The 21904-nt window shown below is 59.2% G+C and carries 19 protein-coding genes; 11 read left to right on the forward strand and 8 right to left on the reverse strand.

Annotated features, from left to right (window positions below):
- Nucleotides 1-49: 49 nt before the first annotated feature.
- Complete coding sequence (locus ACM6JQ_RS19425; protein ID WP_414894525.1) at nt 50-1252, forward strand: N-acetylmuramoyl-L-alanine amidase; 1203 nt, start codon at nt 50-52, stop codon at nt 1250-1252.
- Here the strand turns inward: ACM6JQ_RS19425 and ACM6JQ_RS19430 are convergent.
- Entirely contained in the window at nt 1249-1626 is a 378-nt protein-coding gene (locus ACM6JQ_RS19430; protein ID WP_095113171.1) for a glutamine synthetase, read from the reverse strand. The two genes, ACM6JQ_RS19425 and ACM6JQ_RS19430, sit on opposite strands and share 4 nt — an antisense overlap.
- A 221-nt stretch (nt 1627-1847) precedes the next feature.
- Here ACM6JQ_RS19430 and zigA point away from each other — a divergent pair, with 221 nt between their 5' ends.
- The gene (zigA, locus tag ACM6JQ_RS19435) at nt 1848-3053 is read left to right on the forward strand and encodes a zinc metallochaperone GTPase ZigA (RefSeq protein WP_095113172.1); all 1206 of its coding nucleotides are present in this window, start codon (nt 1848-1850) and stop codon (nt 3051-3053) included.
- Nucleotides 3053-3697: a DUF1826 domain-containing protein gene (locus ACM6JQ_RS19440; protein WP_007912053.1), complete on the forward strand. Its 645-nt coding sequence runs from the start codon at nt 3053-3055 to the stop codon at nt 3695-3697. Before zigA ends, ACM6JQ_RS19440 begins: the two co-directional genes overlap by 1 nt.
- A 4-nt stretch (nt 3698-3701) precedes the next feature.
- On the opposite strand, the gene ACM6JQ_RS19445 is transcribed toward ACM6JQ_RS19440, so the two are convergent.
- Complete coding sequence (locus ACM6JQ_RS19445) at nt 3702-4058, reverse strand: NADH:ubiquinone oxidoreductase (protein ID WP_414894526.1); 357 nt, start codon at nt 4056-4058, stop codon at nt 3702-3704.
- Nucleotides 4059-4088: 30 nt separating this feature from the next.
- Here ACM6JQ_RS19445 and ACM6JQ_RS19450 point away from each other — a divergent pair, with 30 nt between their 5' ends.
- Nucleotides 4089-5054 carry a CobW family GTP-binding protein gene (locus ACM6JQ_RS19450; protein ID WP_414894527.1) on the forward strand — a complete coding sequence of 322 codons (966 nt, stop codon included), beginning with the start codon at nt 4089-4091 and terminating at the stop codon, nt 5052-5054.
- A gap of 40 nt (nt 5055-5094) precedes the next feature.
- On the opposite strand, the gene ACM6JQ_RS19455 is transcribed toward ACM6JQ_RS19450, so the two are convergent.
- Nucleotides 5095-5508 (reverse strand): DUF3301 domain-containing protein, encoded by a 414-nt coding sequence (locus tag ACM6JQ_RS19455; protein ID WP_007912059.1) that lies wholly within the window; start codon nt 5506-5508, stop codon nt 5095-5097.
- A gap of 117 nt (nt 5509-5625) precedes the next feature.
- Between ACM6JQ_RS19455 and pdxY the strand changes: the two genes are divergently transcribed.
- A complete protein-coding gene (gene pdxY / locus ACM6JQ_RS19460; protein WP_007912061.1) occupies nt 5626-6498 on the forward strand; it encodes a pyridoxal kinase PdxY in 873 nt (290 codons plus the stop codon).
- A 101-nt stretch (nt 6499-6599) separates the two neighbouring features.
- Here pdxY and ACM6JQ_RS19465 read toward each other — a convergent pair whose 3' ends face one another.
- Nucleotides 6600-7082: an acyl-CoA thioesterase gene (locus ACM6JQ_RS19465; protein WP_003229693.1), complete on the reverse strand. Its 483-nt coding sequence runs from the start codon at nt 7080-7082 to the stop codon at nt 6600-6602.
- A 279-nt stretch (nt 7083-7361) separates the two neighbouring features.
- Between ACM6JQ_RS19465 and ACM6JQ_RS19470 the strand changes: the two genes are divergently transcribed.
- The gene (locus ACM6JQ_RS19470) at nt 7362-9125 is read left to right on the forward strand and encodes a cation:proton antiporter (protein WP_414894528.1); all 1764 of its coding nucleotides are present in this window, start codon (nt 7362-7364) and stop codon (nt 9123-9125) included.
- Between the two features lie 21 nt (nt 9126-9146).
- Here the strand turns inward: ACM6JQ_RS19470 and ACM6JQ_RS19475 are convergent, their stop codons facing one another.
- The 3 genes from ACM6JQ_RS19475 to uvrD form a co-directional block, all read right to left on the reverse strand.
- The gene (locus ACM6JQ_RS19475) at nt 9147-9554 is read right to left on the reverse strand and encodes an SMI1/KNR4 family protein (protein WP_095113175.1); all 408 of its coding nucleotides are present in this window, start codon (nt 9552-9554) and stop codon (nt 9147-9149) included.
- Nucleotides 9555-9691: 137 nt separating this feature from the next.
- Complete coding sequence (locus ACM6JQ_RS19480) at nt 9692-10564, reverse strand: Tim44 domain-containing protein (RefSeq protein WP_414894529.1); 873 nt, start codon at nt 10562-10564, stop codon at nt 9692-9694.
- 300 nt (nt 10565-10864) lie between these two features.
- Entirely contained in the window at nt 10865-13048 is a 2184-nt protein-coding gene (gene uvrD / locus ACM6JQ_RS19485) for a DNA helicase II (protein WP_007912069.1), read from the reverse strand.
- 257 nt (nt 13049-13305) lie between these two features.
- Here uvrD and ACM6JQ_RS19490 point away from each other — a divergent pair, with 257 nt between their 5' ends.
- From ACM6JQ_RS19490 to ACM6JQ_RS19500, 3 genes are all read left to right on the forward strand, one after another.
- The gene (locus ACM6JQ_RS19490) at nt 13306-16176 is read left to right on the forward strand and encodes a putative bifunctional diguanylate cyclase/phosphodiesterase (RefSeq protein ID WP_095113176.1); all 2871 of its coding nucleotides are present in this window, start codon (nt 13306-13308) and stop codon (nt 16174-16176) included.
- 127 nt (nt 16177-16303) lie between these two features.
- Nucleotides 16304-17170, forward strand: coding sequence for a transcriptional regulator HexR (gene hexR / locus ACM6JQ_RS19495; protein ID WP_007912071.1), 867 nt, complete (start codon nt 16304-16306; stop codon nt 17168-17170).
- A 154-nt stretch (nt 17171-17324) separates the two neighbouring features.
- Nucleotides 17325-17528 carry a PA3496 family putative envelope integrity protein gene (locus ACM6JQ_RS19500; RefSeq protein ID WP_007912072.1) on the forward strand — a complete coding sequence of 68 codons (204 nt, stop codon included), beginning with the start codon at nt 17325-17327 and terminating at the stop codon, nt 17526-17528.
- Here ACM6JQ_RS19500 and ACM6JQ_RS19505 read toward each other — a convergent pair.
- The gene (locus ACM6JQ_RS19505; protein WP_007912073.1) at nt 17470-18432 is read right to left on the reverse strand and encodes a LysR family transcriptional regulator; all 963 of its coding nucleotides are present in this window, start codon (nt 18430-18432) and stop codon (nt 17470-17472) included. The two genes, ACM6JQ_RS19500 and ACM6JQ_RS19505, sit on opposite strands and share 59 nt — an antisense overlap.
- A 190-nt stretch (nt 18433-18622) precedes the next feature.
- Between ACM6JQ_RS19505 and ACM6JQ_RS19510 the strand changes: the two genes are divergently transcribed.
- Both ACM6JQ_RS19510 and oadA read left to right on the forward strand, forming a co-directional pair.
- Complete coding sequence (locus ACM6JQ_RS19510; protein WP_025112637.1) at nt 18623-20038, forward strand: acetyl-CoA carboxylase biotin carboxylase subunit; 1416 nt, start codon at nt 18623-18625, stop codon at nt 20036-20038.
- A gap of 11 nt (nt 20039-20049) precedes the next feature.
- Nucleotides 20050-21858, forward strand: coding sequence for a sodium-extruding oxaloacetate decarboxylase subunit alpha (oadA, locus tag ACM6JQ_RS19515; RefSeq protein WP_007912076.1), 1809 nt, complete (start codon nt 20050-20052; stop codon nt 21856-21858).
- Nucleotides 21859-21904 lie beyond the last annotated feature (46 nt).

Consider the following 21904-nt stretch of genomic DNA (forward strand, 5'->3'; position numbering starts at 1 on the left):
CATTATAACAATACTCATCACGATGTCTTTTTCATGAACAGGTTTTCATATGCACAGACGTCAGGTGCTTAATCTGATTTTGGCCGGCGCCGCTTTTGCTTATCCGTTCAGTGTGTCTGCTACACAAATTCGCCAGGCACGACTTTGGCGATCTGAGGACAAAGTGCGGTTGGTGTTCGATTTGAGCGGGCCAGTGCGCTACAAGACCTTCACACTCAATGCGCCTGAACGGCTGATCATTGATGTGAGTGGGGCTAGCTTGAGCGGCGATTTCAGTCGGTTGGCGCTGGATGGCTCGGTTATACGGTCGATTCGATCCGGGCCTTTTGGTCTGGGTGATACGCGGATTGTTCTCGATCTAAGCAATCCCGTGCTGCTGAACAGTTTCCTTTTGGCGCCGCAGGATGGGCAAAGTCATCGCTTGGTATTGGATTTGGTCAGCACAAAACCGATGCCAACAAGCCCAAAGGTTCCACGTGAAACACCGCAGATTGGCGCTCATCCGAAGCGCGACATCATCGTAGTCGTCGATCCTGGACACGGCGGCAAGGATCCCGGCGCTGTCGGCGCCAAGGGCGAACGGGAAAAAGATGTAGTGCTTTCCATTGCGCAGTTACTCGCTAAACGCCTGAAAAAAGAGAAAGGCTTTGACGTAAAACTGGTACGCAATGACGACTTTTTTGTTCCGTTGCGCAAGCGTGTGGAGATTGCCAGGCAGCACAAGGCTGATATTTTTATCTCGGTACATGCTGATGCGGCGCCGCGTCTTACTGCCTCTGGCGCATCTGTTTATTGCCTTTCTGAGGGTGGCGCAACGTCGGCGACTGCTCGCTTCATGGCGCAGCGAGAGAACGGCGCAGACCTGCTCGGTGCGACAAGCCTGCTCAATTTGAAAGATAAGGATCCGATGCTCGCCGGGGTAATTCTCGACATGTCGATGAACGCGACGATTGCCGCGAGTTTGCAGCTCGGCAGCACGGTGCTGGGCAGTCTGGCCGACATTACCACGCTGCACCAGAAACGCGTGGAACAAGCCGGATTCGCAGTGCTGAAATCGCCGGATGTGCCTTCAATTCTGGTGGAAACCGGCTTTATTTCCAATGCGCGGGACAGCCAGCGATTGGTCACCGCTCGGCATCAGCAAGCCGTGGCAGACGGTTTGTTTAAAGGATTGCAGCGTTACTTTGAAAAGAATCCCCCCGTCGACAGTTACCTGGCTTGGCAGCAGGCGCAGCAAGAGGCTCAGGTTTAACAGCCGGTAATCCGGCTGCAAGTGAACTTCGCGCTGCTACCGCCCGAGCTGGAGAACCGATTGATCGTCGTCCAGCCGACACGTCGGGTGTAGCCCACCCAGGCTTCGCCGTCAGAGGCGATGCCGGTGAAGAACGTCAGTTGGCCGAAACGGCTATTGGTTTGCGCCCAATAACGCTGGCCAGCCTTTTCAAACCCACGCAGATAAAGCGTGTTGCCGACGGTGTTGACGCTATAGGCGTTACCGTCGGCATCGACGCAGGCCAACAGATTTGCGCTGCGTGTGCAGGTCGCAAGCGCCGGCACCTGCGCCGATGCATTGCCGATCATCAACAATCCAAGGCTCAACAACGAGCATTTCAGCGCAGTTTTCATTACGAACCCCGGAGTGGTATCGGCTCAGCTTCCTGCGGTTTATTGCTCAGGACAAGAGGAGGGCTGGTTTATTCATGTTGTTATACTATAACATAAAAGATAACCAAGCCTGAGCGGGCCGATTTCAAGCGTTTGCTTTTAGCGAAATCCTTCGCATGAAGCACAGACACGCCAAGCGCAAGCAAAGCGCTAATCGGTTGCCATTTTAAGAGGATTATCCAATGTCAGCCGAATTGCCCGTTACCGTACTTTCAGGATTTCTTGGCGCCGGAAAAAGTACACTTTTGAATTACGTACTACGTAATCGCAAGGGGTTGCGTGTAGCCGTCATCGTCAATGATATGAGCGAGATCAATATCGATGGCAGCGAAGTTCAGCGCGATGTCAGCCTTAACCGCGCTGAAGAGAAAATTGTCGAAATGAGTAACGGCTGTATCTGCTGTACGTTACGCGAAGACCTGCTAGACGAAGTCAGCAAACTCGCCCGTGAGGGCCGCTTCGATTATTTATTGATCGAATCCACTGGAATCTCCGAACCACTGCCCGTGGCCGAAACCTTTACCTTCCGCGATGAACACGGCCAGAGTCTCTCCGACATCGCGCGTCTCGACACCATGGTCACTGTAGTCGACGGCTTGAATTTCCTGCCGGACTACCACGCGGCAGAGAGTCTCGCCTCCCGTGGCGAAATTCTCGGCGAAGAAGACGAACGCTCGATCACCGACCTGTTGATTGAGCAAATCGAATTCGCCGACGTGCTGTTGATCAGCAAGATCGACCTGATCAGCCAAAGCCAGCGCGAGGAACTTATGGCTATCCTCAAGCGCCTCAACGCTCAGGCCGAAATCATCCCGATGGTGATGGGCGAGGTGCCGCTGGAAAAGATCCTCAATACCAATCGTTTTGACTTCGAGAGAGCCGCGCAAGCGCCGGGTTGGCTGCAAGAGTTGCGCGGCGAGCATGTGCCGGAAACAGACGAGTACGGCATCGCTTCAACTGCCTACCGCGCACGCCGCCCGTTTCACCCGCAACGCTTCTTCAGCTTCATTGACCGTCCGTGGTTGAACGGCAAACTGCTGCGCTCCAAAGGCTTCTTCTGGCTCGCAAGCAAACCCACCGACGCCGGTAGCTGGTCGCAGGCCGGTGGATTGATGCGCCACGGTTTTGCCGGGCGCTGGTGGCGCTTCGTGCCGAAGGATCAGTGGCCACAAGATCAGGAAAGCACCGCAGCCATCATGGAAAACTGGACGCCAAGCGTTGGCGACTGTCGCCAGGAGTTGGTGTTCATTGGTCAGAACATCGATTTCCTGCAGCTTTCTGCCGAACTCGATGCCTGCCTGCTCACCGATGAAGAAATGGCCCTTGGCGTGGAGGGATGGCGATTGCTGCCAGATCCGTTCGGTCCTTGGCACGAAGAGGCCGCCTGATGCTCGCGCTTAAACTGCTGCAGAACCGTACGCGCCATCAGCATCAAGGCCCGACACCGAAGGCGTTGACGCGAATTCTCGAAGACGACACCAATCTTGCCGTCTGGCAACGCCAACTGCCGTTGCACATCAGCGATTTCGCCCAGTTACTCCTGTCGCTCAACGAACCGCTGGCGGAGTCGTTGTGCCTGGAGTTGCCGAGCGAGGACGCGGAGCCTGATCTCACCGGGCTGGCTTCAGGATTCCGCGATCTGGAAGGGTATGAGGGCTTCATCGCCGACCTGAAATGGTTAGTCAGCGCCTTCGCCTGCTTGCTCGGTGCGCGGCGAATCGGCTTACGCCTGCGGGTGCTGGATAAAGCCATGTGCCCGCGCTTCCACGTCGATCATGTGCCGGTGCGGCTGATCACCACGTACGCCGGCGTCGGCAGCCAATGGCTCAAGGAAGGCGCGATGGATCGCCAGCAGCTGGGGCAGGCCAACGCCGAACCCCAAGCACAAATACAGCAACTCAAGAGCGGTGAAGTCGCCTTACTGAAAGGCGAGAAATGGCACGGCAATGAAGGCTTCGGTCTGATTCACCGCTCGCCGCAACCGGCCGCAGGCGAGCGTCGTCTGATACTGACCCTCGACTGGCTCGGCTGACGCCTCAAGGCTTGAGCCACGACCCCTGGCTCTGGCCTTCGCAGTACGGCTTCAAATACGCGGCATCGGTGGCCACGCCGTAATAGTGGATGTCCTGGCGATAAGGCATATTGGCGACTTGCGCGTTGCTGCACACGCCAAACGCGCCGCTCGGGCATTGATCGACGTATTGCACCTCGACTTTCTGCCCGGCCAGCGCTGGCTGGCAGAAACCGTCGTTGAACAGTTTTTCCGGAATATTGCGGTTCTGCTCACAGACTTTTACGTCGAGCCGCTCGCCCTGACTGTGCACTACACAGGCCTGAGCCCACGCTTCGCTCGACAGCAGCGACAACAGCAACGACCATCCCATCCAACGCATCTTTTGAATCTCCCAAGAAAGCTCCCGGCCATGTTGCAGAACATTCCTACCCATGTCATTGCTGGCCCTTTGGGCGCCGGCAAGACCAGCCTGATTCGCCAGCTCATGGCGCAGCGGCCAGCCGGCGAGCGCTGGGCGGTGCTGATCAATGAGTTCGGCCAGATCGGCCTCGATGCCGCGCTGCTGACGAGTGATGCCGATGGTATCGCACTGGGCGAAGTGGCCGGAGGCTGCTTGTGCTGTGTCAATGGCGCGCCGTTTCAGATTGGCCTCGGGCGTTTGTTGCGCAAGGCGAAGCCGGACCGGTTGTTCATCGAACCTTCCGGGCTGGGGCATCCGGCGCAGTTGCTCAAGCAATTGAATGAGGCGCCGTGGTTGGGTGTCCTGGCGGTGCAGCCGTGTGTTCTTGTTCTCGACGCTCAATCGCTTCAGGCCGGGAAAGCATTGCCGGTAGCGCAGCAGGAAGCGTTGGCCAGCGCTGGGCTGTTGCTGCTGAACAAGGCGGAAAACCTTGATGAAAATAAACGGCAGAAAATAGCCAGCCAGTTGCCGTCAGTCAGGCTGATATGGACGCAACGGGCGCAACTGCCCCTGAGCGAACTGCCGGGCCTGGCTGCGCAAGCGGTCAATGGTTTGGACAATCTGATCGTGCCCAAGGGGTTAGGGCAAATGCCGGCTGTCTGGAGCGATCCGACGCTGCCGATCTGCTTGAGTCAGGCCCAGGAGGGTGGCTGGAGTGTCGGTTGGCGTTGGCATCCGGGACAAAAGTTCGACAAGGCACGTATCGCCGATTGGCTAAACGGGCTTCATTGGAAAAGAGCGAAACTGGTTATCCACAGCGCAGATGGCTGGGTTGCGGCGAACGCGCTAGAGAATGCGCAGTTGGTTTGGCTGGCCAGTGAATGGCGGAAAGATTCGCGCATCGAGCTGATCTTCAGTGATGCGCAGGATGTTGAGGTGCTGCAGAGAGGGTTGTCGGGGTGCCGGGCGGATTAAGATCAAAAGATCGCAGCCTCCGGCAGCTCCTACTTGGTCTTCAGGGCTTCCATTTGGTGTGTTCCTGGCGCCACTGGCTTAGCTCGATGACTTCGGCGCGCGGCTTGTGCACTTCAACCACCGGCGGTGTGTCGTCAAACGGCGCCGGGTAGGGCGCTAGTTCGATCTGCGCACTGTGCGCGCCAAACTGGGTGATGGTGCCGTTATGGCGGCTTTCGCCGGTCACGGTGAACTCAAAGTTATACACCCGCGCCAGTCGTCGGCGACCGTTGGCGTCCTTGATGAAACCGATCTTCTTCAGAGCGACGTTGCCGTCGAGCAACTCGACCCGCACGTTCAGGCAATGCTGTTTGACCCGCTCCAGCGCGCGTTCGCGCAAGCCGTGGTTGTGCCACAGCCAGGCGCCGGCAGCGGCGAACAGTATCAGCACGAAGATGTTTTCCAGGGTCAGCATCAACATCGAACTCCAAAAGATAGCGTCAGCTTAACTGCGTCGCCGGTCTGTCGTACAGGCTGCGTTTCGTCGCATACTGCGCGGCTTGAATTTCAATCGTTTTACGGAATGACCCGAATGAAACGTACGCCTCATCTGCTCGCCATTCAGTCCCATGTGGTGTTCGGCCACGCCGGCAACAGCGCCGCGGTTTTTCCGATGCAGCGGGTCGGGGTCAATGTCTGGCCGCTCAACACCGTGCAGTTTTCCAACCACACTCAGTACGGTCAGTGGGCCGGCGAAGTGCTGGCGCCGCAACAGATTCCCGAGCTGGTCGAAGGCATCGCTGCGATTGGCGAGCTGGGTAATTGCGATGCGGTGCTGTCCGGGTACCTCGGTAGCGCGGCGCAAGGCCGGGCGATTCTCAGCGGTGTCGAACGCATCAAGTCGGTCAATCCGAAAGCGCTCTATCTATGTGATCCGGTGATGGGCCATCCGGAGAAGGGTTGCAGCGTGCCGACCGAGGTCAGCGATTTCCTGCTGGAAGAGGCGGCGGCCGTGGCGGACATCATGTGTCCGAACCAGTTGGAGCTCGACAGCTTCTCCGGGCGCAAGCCGCAGTCGCTGTTCGATTGCCTGGCGATGGCGCGGGCACTGTTGGCGCGCGGGCCGAAAGCGGTGCTGGTCAAGCATCTGGATTATCCGGGCAAACCAGCCGATGGCTTTGAAATGTTGCTGGTGACAGCCGAAGGCAGCTGGCATCTGCGCCGTCCGCTGTTGGCGTTTCCGCGTCAGCCAGTGGGCGTGGGTGATCTGACGTCGGGCTTGTTTTTGGCGCGGGTGCTGTTGGGCGATAGCCTGGTGGCGGCGTTCGAATTCACTGCGGCGGCGGTGCATGAGGTGCTGCTGGAGACTCAGGCGTGCGCCAGTTATGAGTTGCAACTGGTGCGGGCGCAGGATCGGATTGCGCATCCACGGGTGAAGTTCGAGGCGACGGCGATCAGTCTGTAATCGCGTAATCGTTCAAAAAGATCGCAGCCTGCGGCAGCTCCTACATGGGAATGCAAAACCCTGTAGGAGCTGCCGCAGGTTGCGATCTTTTGTCTTTGATCTCAGGCGTCGCCCTTGATCTCCTGATAGCGCTTTTCCAGCTCCTGACGAATCTGCCGACGCTGCTGCGCCTGCATATAACGACGCTTGTCTTCACTGTTCTGCGGTTGCAGCGGCGGCACGGCGGCCGGTTTACGCTGGTCATCCACGGCGACCATGGTGAAGAAGCAGCTGTTGGTGTGGCGCACCGAGCGTTCGCGGATGTTTTCGGTCACCACTTTGATGCCGACTTCCATCGACGTGTTGCCGGTGTAGTTGACCGACGCGAGGAAGGTCACCAGTTCGCCGACATGGATCGGCTCGCGGAAAATCACCTGATCCACCGACAGCGTCACCACGTAGCGGCCGGCATAGCGGCTCGCGCAGGCGTAGGCCACTTCGTCGAGGTATTTGAGCAGGGTGCCGCCGTGGACATTGCCAGAGAAGTTGGCCATGTCGGGGGTCATCAGTACCGTCATCGACAGCTGGGCGTTTCCGGGTTCCATAACGTTCTCACGGATCAAGGCTGGTTGCTGGAAGCACCTCTGCGGGTGCCTGGTCGCTTTTCTAAAGCACCGTTATCGGGACGCCGGGCGACTCGCCGCCGTCACGCCGGAATCGATCTGTTTCCATATATTGCACCGCCTTCCAGCCGCAAGTCGCGGTGTTAACCTGCAAAAGCCCCTTACAAAGGCAATTCCCACACGAAAAGCGGATTTTTACTTCGCTCGCCCAGACATTTCTGACGTCTGCTGGCGAGCCTCGTCATTCAAGGAGCCCACGCCATGCATGCCATCAGCTTTATTCAGGATCTGGCAGTGATCATGTTGGTCGCAGGCGTGGTGACCGTGTTGTTCCACCGTTTCAAGCAACCGGTGGTGCTCGGCTATATCGTCGCCGGCTTCATCATCGGCCCGCACACGCCGCCGTTCGGCCTGATCCACGATGAAGAAACCATCAAGACCCTCGCCGAACTCGGGGTGATCTTCCTGATGTTCTGCCTGGGGCTGGAGTTCAGCCTGCGCAAGTTGTTCAAGGTCGGTGCCACGGCGTTTATTGCGGCGTTCCTCGAAATCGTCCTGATGATCTGGATCGGCTACGAAATCGGCCGCTGGTTCGACTGGAACACCATGGACTCGCTGTTCCTCGGCGCGATTCTGGCGATCTCCTCGACCACCATCATCGTCAAAGCGCTCAACGATCTGAAGATGAAAAACGAGCGCTTTGCGCAGTTGATCTTCGGCGTGCTGATCGTCGAAGACATCCTCGGCATCGGCATCATCGCGCTACTGTCGAGCATCGCAGTGAGCGGCACCGTCAGCTCCGGAGAAGTGTTCTCCACAGTCGGCAAGCTGTCGCTGTTCATGATCGTCGCTTTGGTCATCGGCATTCTGCTGGTGCCGCGTTTGCTGGCTTACGTGGCCAAATTCGAAAGCAATGAGATGCTGCTGATTACGGTGCTGGGCCTGTGTTTCGGCTTTTGCCTGCTGGTGGTCAAGCTTGAATACAGCATGGTCCTCGGTGCGTTCCTGATCGGCGCGATCATGGCCGAGTCGCGGCAATTGCTGAAGATCGAGCGGCTGATCGAGCCGGTTCGCGATCTGTTCAGCGCGATCTTCTTCGTTGCCATCGGCCTGATGCTCGACCCGATGATCCTTCTCGAATATGCGTGGCCGATTGCGGTGATCACCGTGGCCGTTGTGCTCGGCAAGATGTTGTCCTGCGGCCTCGGGGCCTTTATCGCCGGCAACGACGGACGCACCTCACTGCGGGTGGGGATGGGGCTGTCACAGATTGGCGAATTTTCCTTCATCATCGCCGCGCTGGGTATGACCTTGCAGGTCACCAGCAACTTCCTTTATCCGGTCGCCGTGGCTGTGTCGGTGATCACTACGCTGCTGACACCGTATCTGATCCGTGCAGCCGATCCGCTGTCGATCAAGCTGTCTGCGGCGGTGCCCAAGCCTCTCGGCCGTGTGCTGGGCATGTACGGCGAATGGCTGCGCAGCATCCAGCCGCAAGGCGAGGGCGCGATGCTGGCGTCGATTATCCGCAAGATTTTGCTCCAGGTCGGGGTCAATCTGGCGTTGGTGATTGCGATCTTCTTTAGCGGTGCATTCTTCGCTGAACGCCTCTCGGCCTGGCTACAGGACTGGATCAGCGATCCGAGCTGGCAGAAGGCGTTGATCTGGGGCGGGGCGTTGCTGGTCTCGCTGCCGTTTTTGATTGCGGCGTATCGCAAGCTCAAGGCGTTGTCGATGCTGCTGGCTGAGATGGGCGTGAAGCCGGAGATGGCCGGGCGGCACACGCAGCGAGTGCGTCGGGTGATCTCCGAAGTGATCCCGATTCTCTCGCTGCTGGTGATTTTCCTGCTGTTGGCAGCCTTGTCGGCCAGTATTCTGCCGACCAACAAGTTACTGGTGCTGATCGCCGTAGTCGCCGCTGCGGTAGCGGCGCTGCTCTGGCGCTGGTTCATCCGCGTGCACACGCGGATGCAGGTGGCGCTGCTGGAAACCCTCGACAACCACAAGGAGTCGTCGGGGCATTGACCACCCGGGGCGGCTGGCCGATCAGCTTTCCAGCCAGACGTCCCGCGCCCAGTGCCACACCGATTCCCAGGATTCTTCGGTGATCAGCTCTTCTTCGCCGGACCACAGCACCACGGTGCCGTCTTCTTCGACGCAGTAGTAGTTGTCGCCGTCTTGGCAGATCGGGATCAGATCACGCGGTACACCGATGTCCCAGGCATTGGCTGCGACGTCCGGCAGATAGGTGTGCGATTGCGGGTCGGTGACGGTCACCGGTTCCAGACTGCCGTACACCACGTCGCTGACGGTCAGCAAAAATTCTTTGAAGACGAACGGAATGTTGATGAACAGTTCTTCTTCGACTTCGACCAGTTGGTCTTCGTCAGGCAATTCCAAAGGAACCGGCACGGGTTCGTTGGCTTCACGCAGTTGTTCGATGATTTCTTCCACGTCCGGGATCCTCTTGCTTGAATGGCGCGGTTTATATGGGCCGGTTTATACAGTAGCTCGCTATAGATGCAACCGCGAAATAGAAAACCCCAGCCGAGGCTGGGGTTTTTATTACAGCAAGTGAAGCGTGCGAGGGATCAGCCGTTCTGGCGGATACCGGCAACCAGCCAAGGCTGGTTCTCGCCCTGCGGACGTTCCATGTTCCAGCTTTCGCTGAACACTTCGCCCTGGTCGAAGCGCGAGGACTTCGACACACCGCTGAAGGTCAGGGTGGCGATGGTCTTGTCGGCACGGTCATCGACGCCGTCCAGTTGTACCTGGAGGTTGTCGATGTAGGTCGACTGGAACGCGTCGCCCAGATCCGCACGCTCACGCTTGAGGAACTCAAGCATTTGCGGGGTCACGAACTCGGCGATCTTGTCCATTTCGTTGGCGTCCCAGTGCTGCTGCAGCGACTGGAAGTGGCTGCGTGCAGCTTCAAGGAAGTTCTGCTCGTTAAACCAGGCTGGTGCGTTGATCACCGGACGAGCGGCAACAGGTGCAGCCGAACCACCGAAGATCGAACCCATGGCGGCAGGTTTCTGCTCGAACACTTCACGCTGCATCGGCGCGCCGGCCGGAGCGAATTGCTCCTGCTGCTTGCGGCGACGCGCGGCGATGAAGCGGAAGATCACGAACGCGATCACGGCCATGATCAGGATGTCGAAGATCTGCATGCCCTGGAAGCCACCGCCCATGAACATGGACGCCAGCAGGCCACCGGCGGCGATACCGGCCAGAGGGCCGAGCCATTTCGAAGCACCGCCGGCCTTGGCGGCAGCGCCTGCGGCACCGGCAGCACCTGCGGTCGCAGCGCCGCCGACACCTGGAGAAGAAGGAGCCATCTGGCTGGTCTGGTGCGTCGGCGCAGCGCCGGCGCTTTTGCCACCACCAAAGCGCTTGGCGTTGGCGTCGAGGCTCATCGTCAGGCCGATGCACAACGCCATGGCGATGCTAAGAAAACGTTTCATAAAGGGAATTCCCGTTTGTGGAGACACGCGCGCCATGTTGCACAGCTGAAGTGTTACTGGCTAGCGAGAGAGTGTTTCGGGCTTTTGCCTGACAGGTCGCGTTCAGCTTCGCGAGGCAATCAGCCTATGTACTTTTGTCTGTAGGAAAAGGCGATAGGTTCAGCGGGATTGATGCACTGTGCGCCGTATTACCTGTGGGAGCGAGCCTGCTCGCGAAGGTGCCGTGTCAGACATATGAGTGCTCAATGACACACCGCTTTCGCGAGCAGGCTCGCTCCCACATTTGTTCAGTGCAGGTCGTCAGATCGCTTCCAGCTTGGCGTAACCGAGCATCAGCCACTTGCTGCCTTCGCTGAAGTTGACCTGCACCCGCGCCTGCGCGCCGGCACCTTCGAAGTTGAGGATCACGCCGTCACCAAAGATCGAATGGCGTACTGCCTGACCGAGGCTGAACCCCGTTTCCGGGATTTCGCTGCCACTGAACAGGTTGCTGCCGCTCATCGACTGGTTGCCACCGAACGGACGGCTGACGCTGTTCGACAAACGCACTTCCTGAATCAGGCCTTTCGGCACTTCGCGGACGAAACGCGAAACCTTGTTATAGGTTTCACTGCCGTACAGGCGTCGGGTTTCCGCATAGGTCATCACCAGATTCTGCATCGCCCGGGTGATACCGACGTAGGCCAGACGCCGTTCTTCTTCAAGACGACCGGGTTCTTCCAGGCTCATCTTGTGCGGGAACAGGCCTTCTTCCATACCGACGAGGAACACGTAAGGGAATTCCAGTCCCTTGGCGCTGTGCAGCGTCATCAACTGAATACTGTCTTCGTGCTCGTCGGCCTGAGTGTCACCCGCCTCCAGCGAAGCGTGGCCGAGGAATGCCGCCAGCGGCGTCAGCTCTTCGTCTTCTTCGGTGTTTTCGAAGTTGCGTGCGGCGCTGACCAGTTCCTCAAGGTTTTCTACCCGGGCCTGGCCTTTCTCACCTTTTTCCGCTTCGTGGTAGGCAATCAGGCCGGACTGTTCGATGACGGTTTGCGTCATCAGGTGCAACGGCATTTCCATGCACTTGGCGGCGAGGTTCTCGATCAACTCGATAAACGCACCCAGCGCACCGGCAGCGCGACCGGTCAGGCCTTTGTTGGCGACCAATTGGCGCATGGCTTCCCACATCGACACATCGCTGTGCCGTGCATGGTCGCGGATCGCTTCGACGGTTTTTTCACCGATGCCACGGGCTGGAACGTTGATTACCCGTTCCAGCGCCGCATCGTTGCCGCGACCTTCGAGCAAACGCAGGTACGCCATCGCGTTCTTGATTTCCGCACGCTCGAAGAAGCGCTGACCGCCATAGATGCGATACGGAATGCGTTCACGCAGTAAAGCTTCTTCCAAAACGCGTGATTGGGCGTTGGAGCGATACAGAATCGCAATATCGCTACGGGCCAAGCCGGTTTTCAGCGCGCTTTCGATGGTTTCGACAACGTAGCGTGCTTCGTCGTGTTCGTTGAACGCAGCGTACAGATTGATCGCTTCGCCATCGCCGCCGTCGGTCCACAGTTCTTTGCCCAGACGCCCGGTGTTATTGGCGATCAGGGCGTTGGCAGCCTTGAGGATGCCGGCGGTGGAGCGATAATTCTGCTCCAGACGAATGGTCACCGAATCGGCGAAGTCGGAAGAATACTGATGAATGTTTTCGATCTTCGCGCCACGCCAGCCGTAAATCGACTGGTCGTCGTCGCCCACCACCATCAGGCTGTCGCCGCCCTTGCCGAGCAGGCGCAACCAGGCGTATTGCACGGCGTTGGTGTCCTGGAACTCGTCCACCAGAATATGCCGGAAGCGCTTTTGGTAATGCGCCAGCAGGCCCGGATGATCGCGCCAGAGGTCGAGGGCGCGCAGCAGCAGTTCGGAGAAGTCGATGACGCCGGCACGCTGGCACGCCGCCTCGTAGGCTTCGTAAATGCCGCGCATGGTCGCCAGGTACAAATCGCCGCTGGCCTGAATGTGTTGCGGGCGCAGGCCTTCGTCTTTCTGGCCGTTGATGAACCACTGCGCCTGACGTGCCGGCCAGCGTTGCTCATCGAGACCGAGCTCGCGAATCACCCGCTTGACCAGCCGTTGCTGGTCGTCGCTGTCGAGAATCTGGAAGGTCTGGCTCAGGCCCGCTTCCTGCCAGTGCGCCCGCAGCAAGCGGTGCGCCAGGCCGTGGAAGGTGCCGACCCACATGCCGGCCGGGTTGATGCCCAGCAACTGCTCGATGCGGTGACGCATCTCGGCAGCGGCCTTGTTGGTGAAGGTCACCGACAGGATGGAGTGGGGCGAGGCGTTTTCGACCTGGATCAACCAGGCGATACGGTGCACCAGCACTCGGGTTTTACCGGAGCCAGCACCGGCCAGGACCAACTGACGGCCAACGGGGGCTGCTACGGCCTGGCGTTGGGCATCGTTGAGGGAGTTCAGCAGAAGGGAGAGATCATCGCGCATCGGGGCATTCTAGGGTGCGCCGCAGGCCCGGGCAAACCGAGCTTTGCATTAGCCGATGAAAGTCCTGTCGATGACGACCGGTCGGTCACTGCCTGCAGGCATCGGCCCGCCGCGCTTCAAGGGTTTGGCCGGTGGCAAAGGGCGGAACAGTTTCGGTGAAATTATGATCTGGAGCAGTTTGGCAACGGGATCGGCTTGTGTATGCTCCGTCCACGTTTCGGGCGCACGCCCTCCTTATAAAAACAAGAACGTTGCCCATGACCCTCAGCTCCGAACTGTCGGGCCCCTCCGTGGAACCCCGGGTTATCCGCAAGCACTATGCCGTCGAAATGGCGGTCGAGCGCACGCGTCTGCTGTATCAGGGCTCGTTGTTGCCCACGCTGTTCATGTTGATCAATGGTCTGGTCTGCGCCGGCCTGCTCTGGAGCCCGCAGCGCTACTTCGTGGTCAGCGTCTGGCTGGTATGGTTGCTGTCATTGGTCGCGCTGCGGGTGATTCAGGTGGCGGCATTCGATTCGGCGATCCCTGATCGTCAGGCGCAACCGATCTGGCGGCGGATGTTTCTGCTTGGCTCGACCATGACCGGCCTTACCCTGGCCGGTGCCGGCATCGCCTTGGTGCCCGCCGACAACTTCATCCAACAGGCTTGGGTGTTCGGCCTGATTGGCGCCGCAACCCTGTCGGCCAGCGTTGCCTACGCGGTGAGCCTGCCAGCGTTTCTCTCCTTTACCTTGCCCTGTCTGTTGCCGGCGATCGGTTATCTGTTTTGGGGCGGTGACGAGCAGGCGCGCGGTTGGGGCTGGCTCGGGCTGATCCTGCTCGGCTCGCTGAGCGTGGTGGCATGGCAGGTCAATCGGCTGATCGATCGCGGCTTGCTACGGCGCTTCCAGAATCAGCACTTGATCGAACACCTGCAACAGACGCAGGCGCGCAGCGAACAGCTCAATCAAGAGTTGGCCAAAGAAATCGATCAGCGCCGCTGCGCCGAGGGCAAGTTGCGTGAGGCGCAGGTCGAACTCGAAGACCGCGTGGTCCAGCGCAGCCTTGAACTGGACGCCGCCAATCAGGCTCTGAGCAAAAGCGAGGCGCGGCTGGCGCTGGCGTTGAAGGCCAGTGAGTTGGGGTTGTGGGACTGGAACCTGCAAACCGACGAAGTTCACCATACGCAGATTCAGGAGCTGTTCGGCCTCGCTCCGGAATACGTCACGGCGCTGTTGCGCGACCTCAAGCCACGTCTGCATCCAGACGATGTGCCGACGCTGAAATACGCGTTGATCGAGCACTTGAAGGGTCGTACCGAGGACTATCAGATCGAATACCGCGTACGCCACGGCGATGGCCATTGGGTCTGGATCGAAGACCGTGGCCGCGCGGTAGAACGCAGCGACAGCGGTCGGGTGATCCGCATGGTCGGCACCCGCCGCGACATCAGTGCCAGCAAAAGCCTCGAAGAGCAGCAGCGCCTGGCGGCGACCGTATTCGAAGCGGCCAGTGAAGGCATCGTGATTCTGGACCCGAACTATGCGCTGATCGCGATCAATCAGGCGTTCAGCCGCGTCACCGGCTACGACATCGAAGACATGCTCGGGCGCAATGTCGTCGAATTACCGTGCAGCCGCGATGCCCGCCGTCATTACGTGGCGATCCGCCATGCGCTTGAGCAGCATGGCAGTTGGCAGGGCGAACTGGTGGAGACGCGCAAAAACGGCGAGCTGTATCCGCAGTGGCTGCAACTTAATGCGGTACGTGATGGTCGGGGAAATGTCAGTCATATCGTCGGCTTCTTCGCCGATCTGTCGGCGCGACGCGAATCTGAAGAGCGCCTGCGCTATCTGACCCATTACGACGAACTCACCGGGCTGGCCAACCGCTCACTGTTTCGCGAGCGTTTGCATGAAGCGCATCAGCGCTCGCGTCAGGGCCGGCGCAGTCTGGCGTTGCTGCACATCAATCTGGATCGCTTCAAATTGCTCAACGACAGCCTCGGCCATGAGATTGCCGACCAGTTGCTGCAGAAAATGGCGCGCCGTCTGGTCAACGCCTTGCCGGAAGCGGACACCATCGCGCGGTTGTCCGGCGACGAATTCGCCGTGCTGTTCGATGCCTACGGCAACCTGTCGAGTCTGGCCCGGGTTGCCACGCGCCTGTCGAGCAAGTTGCGACTGCCACTGACGGTCGAGGGGCATGAGCTGGTGGTCAGCGCCTCGATGGGCATCAGCATGCTGCCGGACAACGCCCGGGAGATTTCTGCGCTGGTCAGCCAGTCGAACATGGCTATGCAACACGCCAAGCATTTGGGCGGCAACAACTTCCAGTTCTACACCGACAGCCTGCAAGCCAGCACCCTTGAGCGCTTGCAGCTGGAAAATCAGTTGCGCAAAGCCATCGAAGAAAAGCAGCTCAAAGTGTTCTATCAACCGAAGTTGTGCCTTGAAACCGGGCGGTTGAATGCCGCGGAAGCACTGGTGCGTTGGGATCATCCGAGCATGGGCCGGGTGCCGCCGGGGGATTTCATCGGGTTGGCCGAGGAAACCGGTCTGATCGGGCCGATCGGCGAATTCGTCCTGCGTCAGGCGTGCTGGCAGGCTTGTGAATGGCAGCGTCAGGGGCTGGAGCCGATCCGGGTTTCGGTGAACCTGTCGGTGCATCAATTGCGTCAGGGCAAGCTGGTCAGTCTGGTGCGGCAGGTGCTGGAGGAAACCGGTCTGGCGCCGCACTACCTCGAACTGGAATTGACCGAAAGCCAGTTGCTCGACAGCGTCGAACACATCATCGCGACCTTCCAGCAGCTACGTGATCTGGGCGTGAAACTGGCCATTGACGATTTCGGCACAGGCTATTCGTCGTTGAGTTACCTCAAGCGCATTCCGGTGGATTACGTGAAGATCGATCAGGCGTTCATTCGCGGGTTGGGTGAGGGCAGCGAAGACGCGGCGATCACTCGCGCGATCATCGCCATGGCGCATGGACTATCGCTGAAGGTGGTAGCTGAAGGTGTCGAGCGCCTGGAGCAGCTGGAATTTTTACGCGTTGAGCGCTGCGATGAGGTGCAGGGTTATCTGATCAGTCGGCCTGTGGAGGCTGCCAGTCTGGCCGGGCTTTTGCGCGCGCAGGATAATCCGTTTTAAGGGCTACATGCTCCTCATCGCGCCTGATATGGGGACATGGAGTTACGCATTGAGCAGGCAAAAAGCCAATTCATGTAGTATAACTACAAGCGTGCTACATCCTTGCCCATAAGAAGAGTCCAGCCCCTTGAATCTGCTGCAACACATCGCCCAGTCACGTCACCTGTTACGCAAGTCGGAGCTCAAGGTCGCCGACCACGTGCTGCTTGACCCTGCGGCGGTGATGCACAGTTCCATGGCCGACCTGGCCCACAGCGTCGGCATCAGTGAGCCGACTATCGTGCGCTTCTGTCGCGCCATCGGTTGTTCCGGTTTTCAGGATCTCAAACTCAAACTGGCGCAAAGCCTGGCCGCCGGTGCCAGCTTCGGCCAGTTCGCGATCCATGAAGACGACTCGGTTGCCGATTACAGCCTGAAGATTTTCGACACCACGTTGCACACCTTGATGGAGGTTCGCGAGAAGCTCGATCCGGTCGAGTTGCAGCGCGCAGTGACGTTGATGTCGCAGGCGCAGCGCGTCGAGTTCTATGGCTTCGGTGCCTCGGGTGCAGTGGCAGCGGATGCGCAGCACAAGTTCTTTCGTTTGCTGCTGACGGCGGCGGCGTATTCCGATCCGCACATGCAGGCAATGTCGGCGGTAACGTTGAAGCCGACCGATGTGGCGATCTGCATTTCGCAGTCGGGGCGTTCCAAGGATTTGCTGATCACTGCCAATCTGGTGCGCGAGAGCGGGGCATCGCTGATTACCCTGTGTCCGAGCCAGACGCCGTTGGCCGAATTGTCGACGGTCAATCTGGCGATCGATGTACATGAAGACACGGAGATTTATACGCCGCTGACGTCGCGTATCGCGCACCTGGTGGTGATCGATGTGCTGGCGATGGGCGTAGCGATGGCGCGCGGGCCAAGCCTGGTCAATCACCTCAAGAGCGTGAAGCGCAGTCTGCGCAGCTTGCGCTTATCGCCCAAGGCCGCCAAAGCCCTGGATGATTAAGATCAAAAGATCGCAGCCTTCGGCAGCTCCTACACGGATCAATGTAGGAGCTGCCGAAGGCTGCGATCTTTTGCTTTTTGGGCGGCAACTTTCATCAAACCGTCATCCCTCCCGCCTATCGTGAAACTCCCGTAATCGCCTTGGGAGACTCGAAATGGCTCAGCCCTACGAAGAACGCAACAGCGCCGCGAAAACCCGTCGTCAGCAGGAAGACCAGCGCCGCATGGAATTTCGCCGCGCTATCGAAGATCGCTTCGAACTCCGTCAGCTTCAGGCCGAAATCGGCGACTTTCCCGAGATCAATCACTGGCAGGCAACGCCCGCAGCTTCCCGTCGAAACGCTCAACCAGCGCGCTGATCTGCACGCGTTCGCTGCGGATAAACGCCAGGAAGGCGTGCGCCACCGGTGACAGGCGTTTGGCTTTGGCTTGCACCAGGCACCAGCTGCGCAGCAGCGGCAATTCCTCGACCGGCAGCTCGACGAGTCCGCCGGTCGCCAGCTCCAGGTTCAGGGCGTGGCGCGTCAACAGCGCCAGGCCCAGACCCGCCTGCACGCATTCACGCTGAGCTTCGGCCGAGGCCACTTCCTGCGTCTGGGTGAAGTGCACGCGCTTCTCTTTGAAATACTCTTCGCAGGCCAGTCGCGTGCCCGAACCCGGTTCACGGATCAGCAATGTATAGGGTTCAAGATCCTGCAAACGCAACGGGCCCATGTGCGCCAACGGATGATCCGGACGCGCCACGGCAACGATCGGATTGTTGAGGAACGGCAGGAACTCCAGGCCCATGTCCTGCGGCACCATCGACATAATCACCAGATCATCGCGGTTGTCCGACAGCCGCCGGATCACTTGACCACGGTTGACTACCGTCAATTGCAGATTCACTTCCGGGTGCTGGCGCTTGAACGCGGCGAACAGGTGCGGGACGAAGTATTTGGCGCTCGATTCGACCGCCAGTTTCAGCTGACCTTGCAGCGAGCCCTGCATGTCCGACAGCTGCATATCGAGGTTTTCCAGGCGCCCGAAAATGTCCCTACTGGCACGCTGCAAGGCTTCAGCGGCTTCGGTCATGTAGAGCTTTTTACCGACATAATCGAATAATGGCTGGCCGATCAGCTCCTCGAGCTGACGAATCTGTAGGCTGACGGCCGGTTGCGTGAGGGACATTTCCTCGGCTGCGCGGCTGTAAGAGCGTAAATCACACACTTCGTTGAAGATCTGCAATTGGCGTAATGTCATACGCATCAAGGACTTACGCATTTTTTATAGGCTCTGACGGCGGGCTGATGTTTCAACTATAAGTCTTTGCTTATGCCTGACCCAATTTTTATTCATTTTTGTTAATCCCTCATGAGCGCTAGTGTGGACCTGCGACTAAATTGAAACATTTGGTCACGCGTCGACCTGGGTCTAGCAGGTCGTGGTGCCACCGGCTCAAGGGAACCTCCAAGTGATAACAAAGATCCTGATCGCCAACCGTGGTGAGATTGCCGTACGAATCGTGCGAGCCTGCGCCGAAATGGGCATTCGCTCGGTTGCGATTTTTTCCGACGCCGACCGTCATGCGTTGCATGTGAAGCGTGCGGACGAGGCCCATAGCATCGGTGCCGAGCCACTGGCCGGTTACCTGAACCCGCGCAAGCTGGTGAACCTGGCGGTTGAAACCGGCTGCGATGCGTTGCACCCCGGTTACGGTTTCCTCTCGGAAAACGCCGAGCTGGCAGACATTTGCGCTGAACGCGGCATCAAATTCATTGGCCCGTCGGCGGAAGTCATTCGCCGCATGGGCGACAAGACCGAAGCGCGGCGCAGCATGATCAAGGCCGGTGTGCCGGTTACGCCGGGTACCGAAGGCAATGTTGCCGACATCGAAGAAGCCTTGGCCGAAGGCGACCGCATCGGTTACCCGGTGATGCTCAAAGCCACTTCCGGTGGTGGCGGGCGCGGTATCCGTCGCTGCAATAGCCGCGAAGAACTCGAACAGAATTTCCCTCGGGTGATTTCCGAAGCGACCAAGGCGTTCGGCTCTGCCGAAGTGTTCCTGGAAAAATGCATCGTCAATCCCAAGCACATCGAAGCGCAGATTCTCGGCGACAGCTTTGGCAACGTCGTGCACCTGTTCGAGCGTGATTGCTCGATCCAGCGTCGCAACCAGAAGCTCATCGAAATCGCCCCGAGCCCGCAACTGACTCCGGAACAGCGCGCCTACATCGGCGACCTGTCGGTGCGTGCAGCCAAGGCTGTAGGTTACGAGAACGCCGGTACTGTGGAGTTCCTGCTCGCCGAGGGCGAGGTGTACTTCATGGAGATGAACACCCGGGTGCAGGTGGAACACACCATCACCGAAGAAATCACCGGGATCGACATCGTCCGCGAGCAGATTCGCATCGCCTCCGGCCTGCCGTTGTCGGTGAAGCAGGAAGACATTCAGCACCGTGGTTTCGCGTTGCAGTTCCGCATCAACGCTGAGGACCCGAAGAACAACTTCCTGCCGAGCTTCGGCAAGATCACCCGTTACTACGCCCCCGGCGGTCCGGGCGTGCGCACCGACACAGCGATCTACACCGGCTACACCATTCCGCCGTTCTACGACTCGATGTGCCTGAAACTGGTGGTCTGGGCACTGACCTGGGAAGAGGCGATGGACCGTGGTCTGCGCGCCCTCGACGACATGCGTCTGCAGGGGGTGAAGACCACCGCGGCGTACTATCAGGAAATCCTGCGCAACCCGGAATTCCGTAGCGGCCAGTTCAATACCAGCTTCGTTGAAAGCCACCCGGAACTGACCAACTACTCGATCAAGCGCAAACCCGAAGAGCTGGCCCTGGCCATCGCCGCCGCCATCGCCGCCCACGCAGGCCTGTGAGGAATACAACAATGTCCAAGAAGATCTTTGTCACCGATACCATCCTGCGCGACGCTCACCAATCGCTGCTCGCCACCCGCATGCGCACCGAAGACATGCTGCCGATCTGCGACAAGCTCGACAAAGTCGGCTACTGGTCGCTGGAATGCTGGGGCGGTGCGACGTTCGACGCCTGCGTCCGCTTCCTGAAGGAAGATCCGTGGGAGCGTCTGCGCCAACTGCGTGCGGCGCTGCCTAACACGCGTCTGCAAATGCTTTTGCGCGGCCAGAACCTGCTGGGCTACCGCCATTACAGCGATGACGTGGTCAAAGCGTTCGTCGCCAAGGCTGCGGTAAATGGCATCGACGTGTTCCGCATTTTCGACGCGATGAACGACGTGCGTAACCTGCGCGTGGCCATCGAAGCGGTGAAGGCTGCCGGCAAACATGCGCAAGGCACCATCGCTTATACCACCAGCCCGGTGCACACCATCGATGCGTTCGTGGCCCAAGCCAAGCAGATGGAAGCCATGGGTTGCGACTCGGTGGCGATCAAGGACATGGCTGGCTTGTTGACCCCGTACGCCACCGGTGAACTGGTGCGTGCGTTGAAAGCCGAGCAATCGCTGCCGGTGTTTATCCACTCGCACGACACCGCCGGTCTGGCGACCATGTGCCAACTCAAGGCGATCGAAAACGGCGCCGATCATATCGACACCGCAATCTCCAGCTTCGCCTCGGGCACCAGCCATCCAGGCACTGAGTCGATGGTTGCTGCACTCAAAGGCACCGAGTTCGACACCGGCCTGAACCTCGAGCTGCTGCAAGAGATCGGTCTGTACTTCTACGCCGTGCGTAAGAAGTACCACCAGTTCGAAAGCGAATTCACCGCGGTCGACACCCGCGTGCAAGTCAACCAGGTGCCGGGCGGGATGATCTCCAACCTTGCCAACCAGTTGAAAGAGCAGGGCGCACTCAACCGCATGGCTGAAGTCCTCGCGGAAATCCCGCGCGTACGTGAAGACCTTGGCTTCCCGCCGCTGGTGACGCCGACCTCGCAGATCGTCGGCACCCAGGCGTTCTTCAACGTGCTGGCCGGCGAGCGCTACAAGACTATCACCAACGAAGTGAAGCTTTACCTGCAAGGCGGCTATGGCAAAGCACCGGGCGTAGTGAACGAAAAACTGCGTCGTCAGGCGATCGGCAGTGAAGAAGTCATCGATGTGCGTCCGGCCGATCTGCTCAAGCCGGAAATGACCAAGCTGCGTGCCGACATCGGCGCACTGGCCAAGTCGGAAGAAGACGTGCTGACCTTCGCCATGTTCCCGGACATCGGTCGCAAGTTCCTCGAAGAGCGCGCCGCCGGAACCCTCACGCCGGAAGTGCTGCTGCCGATTCCAGAGGCTGGCGGTGTGACCAAGGCTGGCGGCGAAGGCGTGCCGACCGAGTTCGTTATCGACGTCCACGGCGAAACCTACCGCGTCGACATCACCGGTGTCGGCGTCAAGGCTGAAGGCAAGCGTCACTTCTACCTGTCCATCGACGGCATGCCGGAAGAAGTGGTGTTTGAGCCGCTCAACGAGTTCGTCAGCGGTGGCAGCAGCAAGCGCAAGCAAGCCTCGGCGCCGGGCCACGTCAGCACCACCATGCCGGGCAACATCGTCGATGTGCTGGTCAAGGAGGGTGACACTGTCAAGGCGGGTCAGGCTGTGCTGATCACCGAAGCGATGAAGATGGAAACCGAAGTCCAGGCTGCGGTTGCCGGCAAGGTCACCGCCATTCATGTGGCCAAGGGTGATCGGGTCAATCCGGGTGAAATTCTGATCGAGATCGAAGGCTGAGATAACGGCCGCGATCCAACGCTTTAAACCTCGGGGGGGCATGTGC

The organism is Pseudomonas sp. IT-232MI5, from assembly GCF_949767845.1.
Taxonomy (GTDB): Bacteria; Pseudomonadota; Gammaproteobacteria; order Pseudomonadales; family Pseudomonadaceae; genus Aquipseudomonas.